Below are 15,939 nucleotides of genomic sequence, written 5' to 3' on the forward strand. Positions count from 1 at the left end.
GCGACTAGAATCGGCGCTATGGCACGCGACAAAACGAAGAGCACACAGGCCACCTCGAGCACACAACGCTCCGGTGAGCAGGCACCCAACCCGGTCTGGTTCAAGCCGGTGATGTTCGGCTTCATGCTCCTCGGGCTGGCCTGGATCATCGTGTTCTACGTCAGTCAGGGAGCTCTGCCGATCGCCGCGCTCGAGTCCTGGAACATCGTCGTCGGATTCGGAATCGCCTTCATCGGCTTCCTGATGACGACCCGCTGGCGTTAGTTTCCCCAACCAACGCCGCGCCGCGCCCGGGATACCGGGCGCAGCCGCCGCGGCTCCACGGGAAAACCCCCGGCCAGAGTTGTTAACAGGGTTATTAACACTGTGGACAATTACACCGGTGTAATTATCCCCAGCTTGTGGATAACTCTGTGCACAACTCTGGGAAAGCCTCCAAGGTGCCGCAGATAGACTTGCCGAATGCCAGACAGCCCCGAGTCCGTGCCGCCCACCAGGGCGTCGCGTCGTGGGCGGAACCGCTCGCAGAAGCCGCGACCCCGAGTGAGCGTTGTCGGAGTGATCGGTGAACTGCTCGTCACCGGCGGGGTCCTCGTGCTCCTGTTCCTCGTCTGGCAGCTCTGGCTCAACGACGCGGTCCTCCGTGCGGCTCAAGACACCGAAGCAGATGCGCTGAGTAAGTCGTGGGCCACGAGTATTCCGTTGCCCACGGCATCCGAAGCGCCTGCAGACCCCGTCGACGCCGTCGACCCGTTGGTCCTCGCAGAACCAGGCGACGCCGAGGTCTTCGGCGTCCTCCGGGTGCCGCGGTTCGGCGCTGACTACGCAGCCAAAATGGCCGGCGGCGTCTCGACGTCGCGCACGCTGAACCCGCTCGGGATCGGACACTACCCGGACACGGCGATGCCCGGCCAGCCGGGTAACTTCGCCGTTGCCGGACACCGGAACACTCACGGCAAACCACTCAACCTGGTCGGAACCCTGCAGGTCGGCGACGCGATCGTGGTTGAGGTTCCCGAGGGCTGGTACACCTACCGGTTCAGGACCCTCGAGTACGTGAAGCCGTCGGGGGTCGGGGTCCTCAACCCTGTCCCACAGCTCGACGGTGTCGAAGCGACGGATTCGTTCATCACCCTCACCAGCTGTAATCCGGCATTCTCAACCGCGGAACGTATCATCGCCTATGGCGTCTTCGAATCGTGGACGCCGCGAACCGCCGAACCCGATGGGCCGGCTTCGCTGGCCGCACCAGTGGAAGGCTAGACATGTACGGTGCGTTGTGGCGCGTCCTGCCTGGACCGGTCTGGGTGCGCATCCTGATACTGATCGCGCTGCTCGCGGTAGTTTTGTATCTGCTGGCGACCTGGGTGTTCCCCTGGGTGCAGTCGTTCATCGACCCCCAGGAAGTGACCGTTGAAGAGTAAGAGGCTCCTGTGACTCGCGTATTGGTAATCGACAACTACGACAGCTTCGTCTACACCCTGAACGGGTATCTGCTGCAGCTCGGTGCTGAAACCGAGGTTCTTCGCAACGACACGATCAGCGAAGCGGATGCCGCGGCAAAGCTCGCGGAATACGACGCGATCCTGGTCTCCCCCGGCCCCGGAAAGCCGTCCGACGCCGGCGTCTCCATCCCGATGGTGAATGCAGCGCTGGCATCGGGCACACCGCTCCTGGGCGTGTGCCTCGGGCACCAGGCAATCGCCGAGGCATTCGGTGCGACCGTGACGAACGCCGACGAGCTGATGCACGGCAAGACCTCGCTCATCGAGCATGACGACAGCGCGTTCTACGCCGGGGTCCCGCACCCCTTCACAGCCACCAGGTACCACTCGCTCGCCGTCGTGGACGGGACGGTCCCGAGCGACCTCGTGGTCACCAGCAGGACCCAGGGCGGCGTCATCATGGGCCTCCGCCACAGCGAGGCGCCGATCTACGGTGTGCAGTTCCACCCCGAGAGCGTGCTCACAGAGGGCGGCTACCTCATGCTCGGCAACTGGCTCGCTGCCGCAGGCCTCCCGCAGGCCGCTGAGACCGCCAAGGGACTCACCCCGCTCGTCGTCTCCTAAGAGCGTCTGGCCCAGCCCTACTCGTCCCACCGAGCCGGGCTGCGCTCGTCGCGCCCGCGAACCCTCCACCTGAGACCTCCATCCGGGCGCGTGATACTCCCCCGTTTGAGGGGAGTCAAGCCTTTTGCCGATTCTTGGAGTTCGCGAAGCCCGGGGTGAGGATTTCTCTCACGACTCGAGACCTCGAAGCCGTCGCCACCCCTGACGACGCGGACAGGTCTCCTCCGAGGAGGAAAAATCATGACACAGACGTCATCAGATACAACCGAAGCATCCACCACGGATCGTGTGCGGGATGCCGGATCCCACGTAGCCAGTGCAGCCGCCGATGAGGCCGGCAACGTGAAGCAGGAAGTGAAGCACCAGGTGCGCAACCTCGCCGGCGAAGTCCGTTCGCAGGTGAGCAGTCAGGTTGCGACTCAGCAGGAGCGTGCCGCAGGCGGCATCCGTTCTGTCAGCGATGAGCTGCGCTCGATGGCCGATTCATCCAGCTCGCAGGGCATGGCCTCGAATCTCGTCTCGCAGGCCGCCTCACGGGCTGGCGATGTCGCGGGCTGGCTGGAAGGCAGGGATCCCTCAGCTCTGCTCGACGACGTCAAGCGATTCGCCCGCCGCCGCCCCGGCGTCTTCATCGCGATCGCTGCAGGCGCCGGCATCGTCGTCGGCCGACTGGCGAAGTCGCTCGCGAGCGGGAACGACGAGTCACACGACACGTCGGCCGGGCGACCGACTGCGACGAACATCCCTGCCGCGGACTACACCGCAGCAGGTACGACAGCAGGGTACGCCTCCGGGTACACCGCGCCCGCCGGGCACACCGAGACGTCTGAATACCCATCGGGTACCCCGGAGTACACGAGCGGTGACGTTCGATGAGTGAGCCATACGTTCCGGATCCGAACGGAAGGACCGAATCGCTCGGCCAACTGCTCGGTGAGGTCTCGAAGGACATCTCCACACTGTTCCGGCAGGAAGTGGAGCTCGCGAAGGCCGAACTGTCCGAATCCGCGAAGAAGGCCGGCAAGGGCGCTGGAATGTTCGGTGGTGCAGGAGTAGCCGGCCTGATGGCCCTCGTTTTCCTCTCCGTGGCGCTCTGGTGGGGACTGGGATTCCTCACCGGTCTGGTGTGGTCCGCGATCATCGTTGCGGCCATCTGGGGCATCGTCGCAGCGGTGCTCGCGATGCGCGGCAAGAAGGAAATCGAAGAGATCCAGGGTGCGCCGAAGACGGCCGAGACCCTGAAGAAGGTACCAGACGCATTCAAGACAAGTGAGGACCAGAGATGACGAACGACCCGGAAGCAATCCGACAGGACATCGAAGAGACGAGGAGCAACCTCAGCTACGACGTCGACGCGCTCGCCGACAAGGTGAGCCCGTCGAGCATCGCCCAGCGCCAGACCGAGAAGGTCAAGGGTGTCGCGCGCAAGGTGAAGGACAGCGTGATGGGCGCGGCTGACGATGCGTCCTCCCACGTGGGCGATGCAGCGTCCCGCATCGGTGACGTCCCGCACACCGCGATCGACAAGGCGAAAGGCAACCCCATCGCCGTCGGCCTCATCGCTTTCGGCGCTGGCCTGCTTGCCGCATCGTTGATTCCGGCATCCTCGAAGGAGAGGGAGCTCGCTCAGACCGCCAAGGAAAAGGCCGCTCCGCTCGTCGACGACCTCAAGGAGACGGCGAAGGGCGTGGCTGAGGACCTCAAGGAGCCGGTCAAGGATGCCGCGGAGTCCGTGAAGGATGCCGCGACCACCGCCGCCTCCAACGTGAAGGACGATGCGACCAGCCAGGTCCAGGACATCAAGGGCGACTCGGATGAGGCATCCGGGTCCTCCGGCCAGTCGTACTCCACCGGGGGCTACGTCGCCCCTGACAGTGGCGCATCTCCGCTCGGTTCTGATGAGCCGGTGTTCGACGCCACCCGGACGGAAGAACCACTCCGGTAGCGGGCAGAGAGAAAACGGCGGCCGCGACATCAGTCGCGGCCGCCGTTTCCTCTCTGGCGGATCAGCCCGTGCAGTAGGTGAGGTCGATGGTGGACCGCTGGGGCACGTCGCCTGGTGCGAGCGACTGGTTCGTCACGGGGTTGCCCGGCTGAGCCGGACAGCTCGTGTCGGGGATCGGCTGCACGGTCAGCCCGACCGCCGCGTCCTCCATCAGTTCGGTCGCGACATCGATCGACTGTCCACGGACGTCCTTGATCGTGACCATTCCGCTCGAGACGATGAGGTTCACGGTGGTGCCTTCAGGCACTTCACTTGCCGCTGCCGGGTCGGTACTGATCACGGAGCCAGCCGCGAGACTGGGTGAGTTCTGTTTCGAGATCGACCCGATCGCCAGCCCAGCGGCGGTCAGGTCCGCTTGCGCCTGCTCCGAGGTCTTGTTCGCGACATCCGGCACCGTGACCTTGGCCGCTCCGAGCGAGACGTAGACCCGGATGACATCCTTGGGCCTGACCTTGCTGCCTTCGTTCGGATCCGTGCGGATGACGAGTCCCTCGTCCACGGTCGTGTTCTCTTCGGTGACCACACTGGCGACGAGGTCGAGGTCGGTGAGAGTGTTCACCGCGCTCTCCTCACTCACCCCGACGAGGTCGGGGATCAGCCGCGACTCGGTCTGCAGCACGGGTGCCTGACTGAGGGACATCACCCAGATCATCACCGCGATCAATACGACAGCGATCGACGCGATTCCTGCCCAGATCCAGACGACGGGTGGCCGGCGCTGGGTCCTCGTGACCGAGTCGTCGCTGGTCAGCTGACGGAGCGCCTGCTCGGTGCTCGCCGACGCGCGTGGCGAGGGACCGAACAGCGCTGTGCTCGCGTCGTCGGTGTCGTGGTGGACGGGGATCTTGCCCGATGCGGCTACGGCGACGTCGTCGCGGAAGTCCGCGGCTGTCTGGTAGCGCCCGAAACGGTCCTTGGCCAGCGCGCGCATGACGACGTGATCGAGGGCCGGTGACACCTTCGGGTTCACTGACGACGGCCGCACGGCGGTCTCGCTCACATGCTGGTACGCGACGGCGACGGCGGTGTCGCCGCGGAACGGTGCCCGACCGGTCAGCATCTCGAACAGGACGACCCCGGTCGAGTAGAGGTCGGTGCGGGCGTCGACGGTTTCGCCCTTCGCCTGCTCCGGCGAGAAATAGGAGGCGGTGCCGAGGATGGCCGTGGTCTGAGCGACGGTCGACGATGAGTCGGAGACGGCCCTCGCGATCCCGAAGTCCATCACCTTGACCTGCTCGTCCGGCGTGATCATCACGTTGCCCGGCTTGATGTCGCGGTGGACGACTCCGGCGCGGTGTGAGTATTCGAGGGCGGTGAGGATGCCTTCGGTGATCGCCACGGCGCGGCCGGATTCCATCGGCCCCTCGGCGATGACCGACTTCAGCGTGCGGCCGTAGACGTACTCCATGACGATGAAGGGTTCACGTGAAACGCGCCCGTCCTCCTTGATCGTCTCCTCGCCTGCATCGAAGACACGCACGATCGTGGGATGAGCCATCCGCGACGCCGCCTGGGCTTCCTGGCGGAAACGGGTGCGGAAAGCCGGGTCGTTGGCGAGGTCGGCCTTGAGGATCTTGATGGCCACTGTGCGACCGAGCTTGGTATCAGTGCCGCGGAAAACGTTGGCCATGCCACCGCGACCGATCAGGTCGCCGACGAGGTAGCGCCCCGCGAGCAGGCGTTGTTCGTCAGCCACGCATGAACTCCTTCAGATCACACCCATAGTCAGGTCAGGGATAGCTTAGTCGCTGACGTATGCTCACTCTCCGGCGGGCTGGATGGTCGCTGTTCCCGCAGGAGACTGGGCTGATTCACCCGATCCGCAGAACACGCTGTAGGTGATGCTGAGCGGGCCGGGGGTGTCGCCGACGACGACCTGGCCGCTGTTGGTGGACACTGCTCCACCCGCTGCGGTCGGGGTTCCGCCGGTGGCGGTGATGCGGTAACCGAGCATCTGCTGACCGGCCGGGCACTGAGTGAATGCCGGCCAGTTCACGGTGACCGTTGAGCCAGCCGCGACGTTCACGCATCCGCCGGCGCCGTCGCATCCGTCGCCCGAGATGGTCGGAGCGGCCGTCGGGGTGGGGATGGAGGCCATCGGACCGTACACGGTGACCGTGACGACCTGGCCCTTTTGAAGGTTGCCCTCCGGGTTGATCGCGTAGACGATGCCGACCTGGTCTTCACTGGTGGCGGCATTGCCCTCCGCGCGTTCGGACGCGAGCCCGAGGTCTCTGAGCTTCGCGGCAGCCTCGTCGTAGGTGTCGCCGACGAAGTCGGAGGCGCTGACAGCGATGAGCTCGCTCGTCGGAGTCGGTGTCGGGGTCGGAGTGGGCGTCGGTGTGGCACTCGGTGTCTTCGAGGCGGTTGTCGCAGGCGGGTTGCCGCCGTCGCCCTGGTTGATCAGGGCGATGACGGTGCCGGCGAGGACGATCGCGAGGATCGTGATCAGGGCGATCAGAGGCCAGGTCCACGGGCTGCGCTTCTTCGGCTCGGTGACCGGGACCTCGGCCGTCGTGGTCGTGGTGACCTCGGTTGCGCCGATCAGCTGGGTCGCGTCGTCCGCTCCCGCTCCCATGACCATGGTCGCGTCGGTGAGTCCGCTTCCCTCGGCGATGGCCGGAACGGCCGCTGCAGCGGCGGCGGTGTCTCCCCGACGCAGGGCTTGGGCGGCACGACTGACGTGTGCCGCGGATGCCGGCCGGTCGGACGGGTTCTTCGCGATCATCGAGAGCACGAGGTTGCGTACCGGTTCGGAGACCGTGACAGGCAGGGGCGGCGGAGTCTCGTTGATCTGAGCCATGGCGATCGCGACCTGCGACTCGCCGGTGAACGGCCGCTTGCCTGCCAGGCACTCGTAAGCGACGATGCCGAGCGAGTAGATGTCGGTGGTCGGCGAGGCCGCGTGGCCGGACGCCTGCTCCGGTGAGAGGTACTGGACGGTTCCCATGACCTGGCCGGTTGCCGTGAGCGGCACCTGGTCGGCGATGCGGGCGATACCGAAGTCGGTGATCTTGACGCGGCCATCCGGGGTGATCAGCAGGTTGCCTGGCTTGATGTCACGGTGGACGAGGCCGGCGGCGTGTGCGGCCTGGAGCGCGAGAGCGGTCTGGGCGGTGATGTCGAGCACCTTGTCGGTGGACAGCACGTGCTCGCGCTCGAGCATGGTCGACAGTGCTTCCCCAGGTACGAGCTCCATCACGAGGAACGCGCTGCCGTCTTCTTCGCCGTAGTCGAAGACGTTGGCGATGCCCTCGTGGTTCACCAGGGCGGCGTGGCGCGCCTCGGAGCGGAACCGCTCGAGGAAGTTCGGGTCGCCGAGGTACTCATCCTTGAGGATCTTGATGGCGACGGTTCGACCGATGACCAGGTCGGTCGCGTTCCAGACTTCGCCCATGCCGCCGATGGCGATCCTGGACTCCAGTTCGTAGCGTCCCCCGAAGGTGACCCCTGCTGTGGGTCTCATTTGTTCAGCACCGCCTCTATGACTTTCTTGGCAATTGGCGCGGCAACGATGTTTCCTGAGCTGTGGTGACCCAGATTTCCGTCGTTCTCGACGACAACCGCGACCGCGACCTCGGGATTGCTTGCTGGGGCGAAGCCGGTGAACCAGAGTGAATATGGTTCGTCGTCACCGTTCTGTGCAGTGCCGGTCTTTCCCGCCACGTCGACCCCCTCTATTCTTGCACCGTTCGATTGTCCGGCTGAGACGCCGTTGACCATCATGTCGGTGATCGGAACGCACTGTTCCTCGGTGAGCGCTTCACTCATCACCTGGGGCTCGAAACTCTTGAGGACCTCGAGGTTTCGGCCGATCACGCTGTCGACGAGAGTCGGTGCCATCACCGTTCCTTTGTTCGCGATTCCAGCCGAGACGAGTGCCATCTGCAGCGGTGTGGCCCTGACGTCGTATTGGCCGAACGCCGACAAGGCCGTCTGGGCGTCGTCGAGGTCCTCCGGGTAGACGCTCACGCCCGTCGGGGTCGGCAGGGCCATCTCGGTGTTGAAGCCGAACTTCTCGGCCTGCTCGCGCAGCGCTTCGTCGCCGAGCTCCATGCCGAGCTCCGCCAGGGGGATGTTGCAGCTCTGGCGGATCGCCTCCTTGAGAGTGACCGTCTCACCCGGGCCGCAGGTGGTGCGGGTCCAGTTGTAGACGACCGCGTCGCTGTCGGGAAGCTGAAGGCTGGCCGGGTTCGGGAAGGTCGACTCGGGCGTATAGTTGCCGCTCGCGATGGCCGCTGCGGCCACAACGATCTTGAACGTCGAGCCTGGCGGGTTCATGTCGCCGCCTGTCGCCCGGTTGACCAGCGGATCGAGGGGGTCGTCTTCAAGCGCCTCGTATGCGGAGATGACGCTCTGCGAGTCGTGCGACGCAAGGACGTTGGGGTCGTAGGTGGGTGACGTGACCATGGCGAGGATGCGGCCGGTCGACGGCTCGATCGCCACGACGGCGCCCTGCATGTCTCCGAGCGCGTCGAACGCGGCTTGCTGCACGATCGGGTCGATCGTGACCTCGACCGCTGCACCCTTCGGGGCCTGGCCGGCGACGATCCGGTTGATGCCGTCGAGGAACTGCGAGTTCGAGGTGCCCGACAGGTAGTCGTTCATGTATTGCTCGATGCCTGCCGAGCCCTGGGTCGGGTTGAAGAACCCGGTGACCGGTGCGTACAACTCGCCATGCGGGTACTCCCGCTGGAAGACGTACTGGTCGCCCGTCGGCACGGACTGCGCGATCACCGTGCTGCCGGCGAGGATCGGACCGCGCTCGGTGTCGTAGCTATCGTAAAGGGCGCGCGTGTTCCGCGCATCCAGCCGGAGGGCGTCCGCCTGGAAAGCCTGGATGACGGTCGTCGAGCCGAACAGGGCGAAGAACATGACGAGGACGACGACGCTGACGCGTTTCAATTCACGGTTCATGAGGTGACCTCCGTTCCGGGGCCGGTGCGGATGCTGTCGCTCACGCGCAGCAGGAGGGCGACGATGATCCAGTTGGCGACGAGGGACGAACCACCCGCAGCGAGGAACGGCGTCGTGAGGCCGGTGAGCGGGATGACCCGGGTGACGCCGCCGACCATGATGAACACCTGCAGGGCGATGGTGAATGCCAGTCCGACGGCGAGGAGCTTGCCAAAGTCGTCCTGGCCCCTGAAGCCGATGCGGAGCCCGCGCGAGACGAACAACAGGTAGAGGCCGAGGATGGCGAACAGGCCGGCGAGTCCAAGCTCTTCACCGAGGCTCGCCATGATGTAGTCACTCTGCGACAGCGGGGTGAGGTGCGGCCTGCCCTGCCCGAGGCCGGTGCCGATGAGGCCACCCTGCGCCAGGCCGAAGATGCCCTGGACGAGCTGGTAGCTGCCGCCCTGGGCGTCGTACACCTGGGTGCTGAACGCGTCGAGCCAGTTCTGGAACCGGCCGTGCACGTAGGTGAGGGTCTGGCTGGCGAAGAAGGCACCGACGGCGAAGAGGCCGACGCCGATGACGATCCAGCTCAGCCGGCCGGTCGAGACGTAGAGCATCACCGTGAACAGGCCGAAGAAGAGGAGCGCTGTTCCCATGTCGTGCTGGAACACGATGATTGCCATCGACAGCGCCCAGACGACGAGTATCGGGCCGAGGTCGCGGAGGCGGGGGAACTGCATCCAGAGGACCTTCTTGCCAACCATGGACAGGCTGTCCCTCGTGCGGACGAGGTACCCGGCGAAGAAGATCGCCAGAGCGATCTTCGCGATCTCACCGGGCTGGAAGCTGACGAGGTCGCCGATGCCGACCCAGACGCGTGCGCCGCTGACTTCACGGCCGATGCCGGGGACGAGCGGAAGCAGGAGCAGGATGAACGCGAAAAAGCCGAACAGGTACGTGTACCTGAACAGCACGCGGTGGTTCCTGACCACGAGGATCACGACGATCGACGCGATGATCGCGATGGCGCTCCACAGGATCTGGCGGGTGGATGCCGCTGCCCAGCCGGTCACACCGACCGCGAGGTCGATGCGGTAGATCATGGCGACGCCGAGACCGTTGAGCACGGTGGCGATCGGCAGGAGGAGCGGGTCTGCCTGTGGTGCGACGTAGCGGAGGCAGACATGCAGCCCGAGCACGAGGGCAGAGAGGCCGGCGCCGAGGTAGATGAGGTCGAGGTCGATCGCCCCGGTCGCGCCGAGCTGCACGAGCAGGATCGCAACGGAGTTGATGACGCAGGCGAAGAGCAGGAGGGCGAGTTCGCGGTTACGCAACTTCTGCGGCAGGTGCAGCTTGCGCATCGTACGGATGACCGCGGTGTCTGCCTTGAATTCAGGCGTGGAGGCGGGCAGGTCGACGATGCGGCCGCCGACGGCTCCTGTGGACTGGGTTCTATCTGACATCACTCGTCGTCCTTCGACGTGGTGGTGCGGAGGCGCGAGACGATCTCCTGCGCTTCCTCGAGCGACGAGGCACTGATGGTCTGCTCCACCTGCTGCCGGTCGTAGGTCGACAGCATCGAGATGGGAATGCCGGTGTCGTTGTGTTCGGTTGACATGCTGAACGGACCGATGTCCTGCTGGATGCCCTGGAAGATGACCACGGTGTCTTCGTCCGCGCCGACGAAGTAGCGAGTCTGCGTCCAGGCGTAGCCGAGGAGCAATGCAAGAGCGATGGCGAGGGCGATCGCGATCGAGCCGACGAGCCAGGTGAGGCGTCGTCGTTTCGCGCGGCGGGCATCCTCTTCGATGAGTTCGTCCAGGTAGTCGTCCGACGCCGGCTCGAAGTGGCTGGGGCCGGACGAGGTTGCCCGGCCGGAGTGCAGCCGCAGCGACGGTAGTAGCCCGGTGCGTCGTGGCACTTCGTTCTGGTACGCGAGCGGTCGGGACGCCGACCCGACGATGACGGGGGTCTCGGCGCTCGCCGAGCGTTCGGCACCGACGTCGAAGATGACGACGGTGACGTTGTCCGGTGCTCCACCGTCGAGCGCCTTGCGGATGAGCTGCTCGCCGACCTGGCGGGCGGGGAGGTTCTGGGCGAGGGTGACCTGGATGGCTTCGTTCTCGACGACGCCGGAGAGGCCGTCCGAGCAGAGCAGCCAGCGGTCACCCGGGTGGGTTCGCATCACCATGGTGTCGATCTCGGGGTTCGAGTCGACGTCACCGAGCACGCGCATGAGCACGGAGCGGCGCGGGTGGACCATCGCCTCTTCCTCGGTGATCCTGCCGGAGTCGACGAGCCGCTGCACGAAGGTGTGGTCGGTGGTGATCTGGCTCAGTTCGCCGTCGCGGAGGAGGTAGATGCGGGAGTCACCGATGTGCGCGATGGCGACCTCGTCGCCGACCGCAGCGATGGCGTCGACCGTCGTGCCCATGCCGCCGAGCTCAGGGTGCTCGAACACGGCTTCAGCGAGTTCGGAGTTCGCCGCACTGATCGCGGTCTGCAGTGCGGCTTCGGCGTCCTGTGCGCTGGTGAAATCGGCATCCGCCTGCATGATCCGCTTGATGGCGATCGCACTGGCCACGTCGCCTCCGGCGTGACCGCCCATGCCATCGGCGACCACGAACAAGTGGGTTCCGGCGTATCCGGAGTCCTGGTTGTTCGAGCGGACTTTCCCGACATGGGAGATGGCCGCAGAGTCGCCTGCTTTCGTCATCGTCTACCGCCGCAGTTCAAAACTGGTCGCGCCGACCTTGATCGGAGTGCCGAGCGTGATCTGCGTCGGTGAGCTGATGCGTTTGCCGCCGAGGAACGTGCCGTTGGTGGAGTCGAGGTCCTGGATCATCCAGTCCTCGTTCCAGAGCAGGAGTTTCGCGTGATGGGTCGAGGTGTAGTCGTCGCGGATGACGAGACCCGAGTCGGGTGCGCGGCCGATGGTCAGCGGGTCGCGACCGAGCATCACCTCGAGGCCCTCCTTGGGCCCTGCGGTGATGACGAGGCGGTTGACGTTGTGGATGCTCGCCTTCTCGTTCCTGCGACCTCCCGTTGGCAGGACCGGGGGTGCCGGAGCCGCTTTCGGAGGCAGTGGTGGGGCCGGCGCTGCCCGGGGAGCCGCGGCCGCTTGAGCCGCCTGTGCCTTGCGCGAGCCCTGGCCGAAGATGTCGGCGCGGAGGGCGTAGACGATGGCGAACACGAACAGCCAGAGGAGAAGAAGGAAGCCGATGCGGAGCACCAGCAGGGTGAGTTCACTCACGATTTGGGCCCCCAGAATCCGCCCTCCGCGCCATAAGCGCGGGTGGAGTCGTCGTAATCGTCACGGGGACTCGGAGCGGAAGATTGTGCCAGCACTCGGAACACAATACGGGTGCGACCGATCTGAACGACGGAATCGGGGGTCAGCGCGGTCTGGGTGAACGGGTTTCCGTTGAGGGTCGATCCGTTCGTCGACCCGAGGTCACGGGCCTGGGCGCGCTCGCCGTCCCAGAGGATTTCGACGTGTTTGCGGCTGGTGCCTGAATCGTCGATCGTGATGTCTGCATCGCTGCCGCGGCCGATGACCGTGCGGCTCTTCGTGATCGGGTGGCGCTGGCCGCCGATGTCGAGGACCGGCGTCCACGAGACCTGGCCCTTCACGTTGACCGAATCGATCTGGAGCATCCCGTCGGAGAGGCTGCCGTCTGCTTTCAGGCGGATGCTGATTCCGCCGGCGAACTGGTAGCCCTGGTGCGTCGCGTGCTTCTGCACGAGACTCGTGAGTTCGTCGATGAGTGCGGGACCGATGCTTGCCATGCGCTCGTTGTCCGCAGGCGACATGCGCACGACGAACTGGTTGGGCGCGAGGATGCGGTCGCGGCTCATCACGGCTGCTTTGGTGTCGAGTTCCCGTTTGAGTGCCGAGGTGATCTCGACCGGCTGCAGCCCCGAACGGAAGGTCTTGGCGAACGCACCGTTAACGGCACGTTCGAGACCCTTCTCGAAGTTGTCCAGAATGCCCACAGGTCTCCCGATCGTGTCAAATGGCTATGCACATGTTAGTAGGCGGGGCTGTGAGTGCGACTCAAGCCGCCTGCGGACCTGCCTAAACCCGCGCTCCCCTATATATAGGACAGCATCCGCACCCCTCCGGCCGAATGGCGATTCGACCGGCGTCATGCTAATCTCGCTGAGTTGACACGCACGTGTCGCAACACTGCGCGAGTGGCGGAATTGGCAGACGCGCTGGCTTCAGGTGCCAGTGCTCGAAAGGGCGTGGGGGTTCAAGTCCCCCCTCGCGCACAGGGTTGAAACACAGAGAAAGCCTCCGAGGAATCGGGGGCTTTTTTCGTGCCCGGACCCCGCAGATTTCAGGTCGGGCGCGACGGAATCACGGAACGAGGATGACGGTCTTCCCCGGCCTCGGTTTCGGCAGTTCCCCGCTTTCGTAGGCCTCCCGACCGGCTGAAAGCGGGAACGTCTGGGCGATCGCCACGTCGACGTCCCCAGCGGCGAGCAACGCGGCCAGTTCCTCCAGCCTGTCCTGACGCGTGCCGACGACGAAGAAGAGAGCACCGATGCCGTGCTTCTCGGCCAAGTCGTCGCTCGGGGGTTCCTGGAGGACGATGAGTTGTCCGCCCTGGTGAACCGCGGCATACATCCACTCAGGCACGTCACCCCCGACCGCGTCGATCGCGACGTCGAACCCGTGCAGGTCGAGCGGCTCGGAGTGGCGAGCGACCACGACGACATGATCGGCGCCGAGGCTTCTCGCGTGGGCGTCCGCCAACGCTGAGCTCACCGTCACGGTGACCTCGGCGCCGATCCGGTGCGCGAACTGGGTGAGGAACGCCCCGACCCCACCGGTTCCGCCCCTGATCAGAATGTGCTGATCGGCCGTCAGATGGGTGTGCTCGTTGAGCGCCTCCCACGCCGTCAGAGCCGGCAGAACGGCAGCGGCCGCGTCGACATCGGAGACCGAAGCATCCTTTCGGGCGACGGATGCGACGGGGACGACGACGTATTCGGCAGCCGCTCCGTCGCCGTCGAACGGGGCGATCCCGAAAACCGCGTCGCCCACGGCCAGGGCGACGACATCCGGGCCGATCTCGGCGACCACTCCGGAGAACTCGTGCGACGGAATGATGGGCGTCCGGTCGACACCGCCGGTCTCCCACGTCTCCGGCCAGGTCAGCTCGGCGAACGTGATCGCGGCCGCCCGCACAGCGACCGAGATCTCACCAGTGCCTGGGACCGGCCTGGGCGCCTCCTCGTAGACGAGTTCCTCCGGCCCACCACGCCGGTGCGCGCGGAGCGCCATCATCGTCGATGTCGTGCCCGTACCGTTGGGTTCAGCACCCATGGTGTTCCTCCACTACCTGGTCGCGGAAGCCGAAACGGATGGATCCCTGCGCGTTGTCCCCCAAGCGTCCCGCCGTGCAGCCCTCGACGCAATGCCCAAAGGTTCCTGTTCTCCGGCCGGATGCCACACAGGACGCGTCGCCGCGCGCGGGTCTACGCCGGGAGGACGTCCGGGCTTCTGATGTGTTCGTAGACGACGGAGGTGCGGACGTCGACGATCTCGTTGCGTTCGGTGAGTTTGTCGATGACGAAGGCGTAGAGGTGGTCGTTGCTCGGAACCGCGACGTGAATCAGGAAGTCCTCATTGCCGCTCGTCACGAACACGGAGACGACGTCAGGGAGGGCCGAAACCCAGTTGCGAAAACCCTCGATATTGCGCCGGGACGGCGGTCGGATGCGCACGGCGATCATCGCCTGGACCGGCCGCCCGATCGAACCGAGGTCGAGTTCCAGCGTCGCGCCGAGGATGATCCCCCGCTGTCGCAGGGACCTCGTGCGGTCGAGTGCGGTCGTGGCAGAGATGCCGACCGCCGCGGCGATGTCCCTGTTCGTGCGCCGGGCATCTGACTGCAATTCCCGGATGATCGCCGTATCAATGTCGTCCAGTATCGCCATTTCTCCTCTTCCTCCGTAGATAATCCGGTCTAGCGGCGCTCTGATGGCTGTCTTGCTAGCCTGATGCCTTGCTTTACCGGACGTAAGGATAAGAGTGACCATACCCGCCTTTGCCCCTGACGAAATCCGCACCGGGGAACCGACACGGTCTGCGCGTCTCAAATGGGTCGTTCTCGTTCGCGACGATGCCCCGCTCGGACAGATGGTCAACGCGGTCGCCTGCGTCTCGGCATCCACCGGCCAAGCGATCGTCGGTTTGATCGGGCCGAGCGCGGTGGACGCGACAGGGGCAGCCCATGAGGGGCTTCCCTGGGCGGGCTGCAGTGTCTTGTCGGCGACAGCCGAGCAGATCTCTGCGATCCGCGCGAAGGCCGCCGGTCATGACGCCGTCTTCGTGGCCGATATGCCGCAGTCCGCGCAGACCAACCGGGTCTATGACGAGTACGTGTCAGAACTGAGGGAGACTGCGGATGCCTCCCTCGTCGGCATCAGCATCGTCGGTCCGCGGAACGCCGTCGACCGTCTGGTCAAGCGGCTTCCGCTCCTCTAGCCGGCTGCCTTCTTCACGAGGGCGGCGATCGCCTTCTCGTTCTCGGCGGTCCACGCGGTCAGCGCGAAAGAGGTCGGCCACATGGTGCCGTCGTCGAGTTTTGCCGGGTCGTTGAACCCCAGGGTCGGATACCGTGAGTCGAACTTCTGGGCCGCCTGGAAGAAGACGACGATCTGACCATCCCGCGCGTAGGCGGGCTGCCCGTACCAGGTCTTCGGCATCAGCTCGGGTGCGACAGCCGAGACGAGGGCGTGAAGCTTCTCGGCGATGTCCTGGTCGTTCCCGGACATCTCGGCGATCTTGTCGAGAAGGTCCTTTTCTCCCTTCTCCCGCGCCTTCGCGTCGCGGTCGCCGCGGCGCGCCTCCGCCTTGAGTTCCTGCGCGCGTTCCTTCATCGCGGCGCGTTCTTCGTCGGTGAATCCGTCGTACGACTTCGCTGTCTTCTTCGCCTCGGCCATTTCTTGTTC

At 65.4% G+C, this 15,939-nt stretch carries 18 protein-coding genes, 1 tRNA gene and 1 other RNA gene; 10 read left to right on the forward strand and 10 right to left on the reverse strand.

Annotation, left to right across the window (positions count from 1 at the left end; translation table 11 throughout):
* Positions 1-18 precede the first annotated feature (18 nt).
* The 8 genes from AC1M0F_RS14190 to AC1M0F_RS14225 all read left to right on the forward strand — a co-directional run bounded on the left by AC1M0F_RS14190 (position 19) and on the right by AC1M0F_RS14225 (position 4,014).
* Entirely contained in the window at positions 19-264 is a 246-nt protein-coding gene (locus AC1M0F_RS14190; protein WP_480238897.1) for a cell division protein CrgA, read from the forward strand.
* A gap of 506 nt (positions 265-770) precedes the next feature.
* An RNA gene (locus tag AC1M0F_RS14195) (hammerhead ribozyme type II) lies at positions 771-835 on the forward strand.
* Positions 835-1,263: a class E sortase gene (locus AC1M0F_RS14200; RefSeq protein WP_480238898.1), complete on the forward strand. Its 429-nt coding sequence runs from the start codon at positions 835-837 to the stop codon at positions 1,261-1,263. Before AC1M0F_RS14195 ends, AC1M0F_RS14200 begins: the two co-directional genes overlap by 1 nt.
* A 2-nt stretch (positions 1,264-1,265) precedes the next feature.
* The gene (locus AC1M0F_RS14205; RefSeq protein ID WP_480238899.1) at positions 1,266-1,424 is read left to right on the forward strand and encodes a hypothetical protein; all 159 of its coding nucleotides are present in this window, start codon (positions 1,266-1,268) and stop codon (positions 1,422-1,424) included.
* Between the two features lie 9 nt (positions 1,425-1,433).
* Positions 1,434-2,069, forward strand: a complete 636-nt coding sequence (locus AC1M0F_RS14210; protein ID WP_480238900.1) for an anthranilate synthase component II — start codon at positions 1,434-1,436, stop codon at positions 2,067-2,069.
* 240 nt (positions 2,070-2,309) lie between these two features.
* Positions 2,310-2,945, forward strand: a complete 636-nt coding sequence (locus AC1M0F_RS14215; protein WP_480238901.1) for a hypothetical protein — start codon at positions 2,310-2,312, stop codon at positions 2,943-2,945.
* The gene (locus AC1M0F_RS14220) at positions 2,942-3,355 is read left to right on the forward strand and encodes a phage holin family protein (protein WP_480238902.1); all 414 of its coding nucleotides are present in this window, start codon (positions 2,942-2,944) and stop codon (positions 3,353-3,355) included. Before AC1M0F_RS14215 ends, AC1M0F_RS14220 begins: the two co-directional genes overlap by 4 nt.
* Positions 3,352-4,014, forward strand: coding sequence for a DUF3618 domain-containing protein (locus tag AC1M0F_RS14225; RefSeq protein WP_480238903.1), 663 nt, complete (start codon positions 3,352-3,354; stop codon positions 4,012-4,014). The genes AC1M0F_RS14220 and AC1M0F_RS14225 overlap by 4 nt, the downstream gene beginning before the upstream one ends.
* 61 nt (positions 4,015-4,075) lie before the next feature.
* Here AC1M0F_RS14225 and pknB read toward each other — a convergent pair whose 3' ends face one another.
* The 7 genes from pknB to AC1M0F_RS14260 all read right to left on the reverse strand — a co-directional run bounded on the left by pknB (position 4,076) and on the right by AC1M0F_RS14260 (position 12,969).
* Positions 4,076-5,770 carry a Stk1 family PASTA domain-containing Ser/Thr kinase gene (gene pknB / locus AC1M0F_RS14230; RefSeq protein ID WP_480238904.1) on the reverse strand — a complete coding sequence of 565 codons (1,695 nt, stop codon included), beginning with the start codon at positions 5,768-5,770 and terminating at the stop codon, positions 4,076-4,078.
* A 63-nt stretch (positions 5,771-5,833) separates the two neighbouring features.
* On the reverse strand, positions 5,834-7,540 hold the full coding sequence (locus AC1M0F_RS14235) for a protein kinase domain-containing protein (RefSeq protein WP_480238905.1): 1,707 nt from the start codon (positions 7,538-7,540) through the stop codon (positions 5,834-5,836).
* Positions 7,537-8,991, reverse strand: a complete 1,455-nt coding sequence (locus AC1M0F_RS14240) for a peptidoglycan D,D-transpeptidase FtsI family protein (RefSeq protein ID WP_480238906.1) — start codon at positions 8,989-8,991, stop codon at positions 7,537-7,539. The genes AC1M0F_RS14235 and AC1M0F_RS14240 overlap by 4 nt, the downstream gene beginning before the upstream one ends.
* Positions 8,988-10,334, reverse strand: coding sequence for an FtsW/RodA/SpoVE family cell cycle protein (locus AC1M0F_RS14245; RefSeq protein ID WP_480238960.1), 1,347 nt, complete (start codon positions 10,332-10,334; stop codon positions 8,988-8,990). The genes AC1M0F_RS14240 and AC1M0F_RS14245 overlap by 4 nt, the downstream gene beginning before the upstream one ends.
* 101 nt (positions 10,335-10,435) lie before the next feature.
* Complete coding sequence (locus AC1M0F_RS14250; protein WP_480238907.1) at positions 10,436-11,689, reverse strand: Stp1/IreP family PP2C-type Ser/Thr phosphatase; 1,254 nt, start codon at positions 11,687-11,689, stop codon at positions 10,436-10,438.
* Positions 11,690-11,692: 3 nt separating this feature from the next.
* Positions 11,693-12,226, reverse strand: a complete 534-nt coding sequence (locus tag AC1M0F_RS14255; protein ID WP_480238908.1) for an FHA domain-containing protein FhaB/FipA — start codon at positions 12,224-12,226, stop codon at positions 11,693-11,695.
* On the reverse strand, positions 12,223-12,969 hold the full coding sequence (locus AC1M0F_RS14260; protein ID WP_480238909.1) for an FhaA domain-containing protein: 747 nt from the start codon (positions 12,967-12,969) through the stop codon (positions 12,223-12,225). Before AC1M0F_RS14260 ends, AC1M0F_RS14255 begins: the two co-directional genes overlap by 4 nt.
* 195 nt (positions 12,970-13,164) lie before the next feature.
* Between AC1M0F_RS14260 and AC1M0F_RS14265 the strand changes: the two genes are divergently transcribed.
* Positions 13,165-13,248 (forward strand) — tRNA-Leu (locus AC1M0F_RS14265).
* Between the two features lie 88 nt (positions 13,249-13,336).
* Here the strand turns inward: AC1M0F_RS14265 and AC1M0F_RS14270 are convergent.
* Positions 13,337-14,308, reverse strand: a complete 972-nt coding sequence (locus AC1M0F_RS14270; RefSeq protein ID WP_480238910.1) for an NADP-dependent oxidoreductase — start codon at positions 14,306-14,308, stop codon at positions 13,337-13,339.
* Between the two features lie 152 nt (positions 14,309-14,460).
* Positions 14,461-14,922, reverse strand: coding sequence for an Lrp/AsnC family transcriptional regulator (locus AC1M0F_RS14275; protein WP_480238911.1), 462 nt, complete (start codon positions 14,920-14,922; stop codon positions 14,461-14,463).
* A gap of 94 nt (positions 14,923-15,016) precedes the next feature.
* On the opposite strand from AC1M0F_RS14275, the gene AC1M0F_RS14280 reads away from it, so the two are divergent.
* Positions 15,017-15,472 (forward strand): DUF2000 domain-containing protein, encoded by a 456-nt coding sequence (locus tag AC1M0F_RS14280; RefSeq protein ID WP_480238912.1) that lies wholly within the window; start codon positions 15,017-15,019, stop codon positions 15,470-15,472.
* On the opposite strand, the gene AC1M0F_RS14285 is transcribed toward AC1M0F_RS14280, so the two are convergent.
* Positions 15,469-15,930, reverse strand: a complete 462-nt coding sequence (locus AC1M0F_RS14285; RefSeq protein WP_480238913.1) for an iron chaperone — start codon at positions 15,928-15,930, stop codon at positions 15,469-15,471. The genes AC1M0F_RS14280 and AC1M0F_RS14285 overlap by 4 nt on opposite strands.
* Between the last annotated feature and the right edge of the window lie 9 nt (positions 15,931-15,939).

It is taken from the genome of Mycetocola sp. Y719 (genome assembly GCF_056713205.1).

Excerpts from the sequence above, each read along its gene's own strand:
- AC1M0F_RS14190 (WP_480238897.1), top strand. The coding sequence starts at position 19 with ATGGCACGCGACAAAACGAAGAGCACACAGGCCACCTCGAGCACACAA.
- AC1M0F_RS14200 (WP_480238898.1), top strand. The coding sequence starts at position 835 with ATGGCCGGCGGCGTCTCGACGTCGCGCACGCTGAACCCGCTCGGGATC.
- AC1M0F_RS14205 (WP_480238899.1), top strand. The coding sequence starts at position 1,266 with ATGTACGGTGCGTTGTGGCGCGTCCTGCCTGGACCGGTCTGGGTGCGC.
- AC1M0F_RS14215 (WP_480238901.1), top strand. The coding sequence starts at position 2,310 with ATGACACAGACGTCATCAGATACAACCGAAGCATCCACCACGGATCGT.
- AC1M0F_RS14220 (WP_480238902.1), top strand. The coding sequence starts at position 2,942 with ATGAGTGAGCCATACGTTCCGGATCCGAACGGAAGGACCGAATCGCTC.
- AC1M0F_RS14225 (WP_480238903.1), top strand. The coding sequence starts at position 3,352 with ATGACGAACGACCCGGAAGCAATCCGACAGGACATCGAAGAGACGAGG.
- AC1M0F_RS14235 (WP_480238905.1), bottom strand. The coding sequence starts at position 7,540 with ATGAGACCCACAGCAGGGGTCACCTTCGGGGGACGCTACGAACTGGAG.
- AC1M0F_RS14240 (WP_480238906.1), bottom strand. The coding sequence starts at position 8,991 with ATGAACCGTGAATTGAAACGCGTCAGCGTCGTCGTCCTCGTCATGTTC.
- AC1M0F_RS14245 (WP_480238960.1), bottom strand. The coding sequence starts at position 10,334 with ATGCGCAAGCTGCACCTGCCGCAGAAGTTGCGTAACCGCGAACTCGCC.
- AC1M0F_RS14250 (WP_480238907.1), bottom strand. The coding sequence starts at position 11,689 with ATGACGAAAGCAGGCGACTCTGCGGCCATCTCCCATGTCGGGAAAGTC.
- AC1M0F_RS14270 (WP_480238910.1), bottom strand. The coding sequence starts at position 14,308 with ATGGGTGCTGAACCCAACGGTACGGGCACGACATCGACGATGATGGCG.
- AC1M0F_RS14275 (WP_480238911.1), bottom strand. The coding sequence starts at position 14,922 with ATGGCGATACTGGACGACATTGATACGGCGATCATCCGGGAATTGCAG.
- AC1M0F_RS14285 (WP_480238913.1), bottom strand. The coding sequence starts at position 15,930 with ATGGCCGAGGCGAAGAAGACAGCGAAGTCGTACGACGGATTCACCGAC.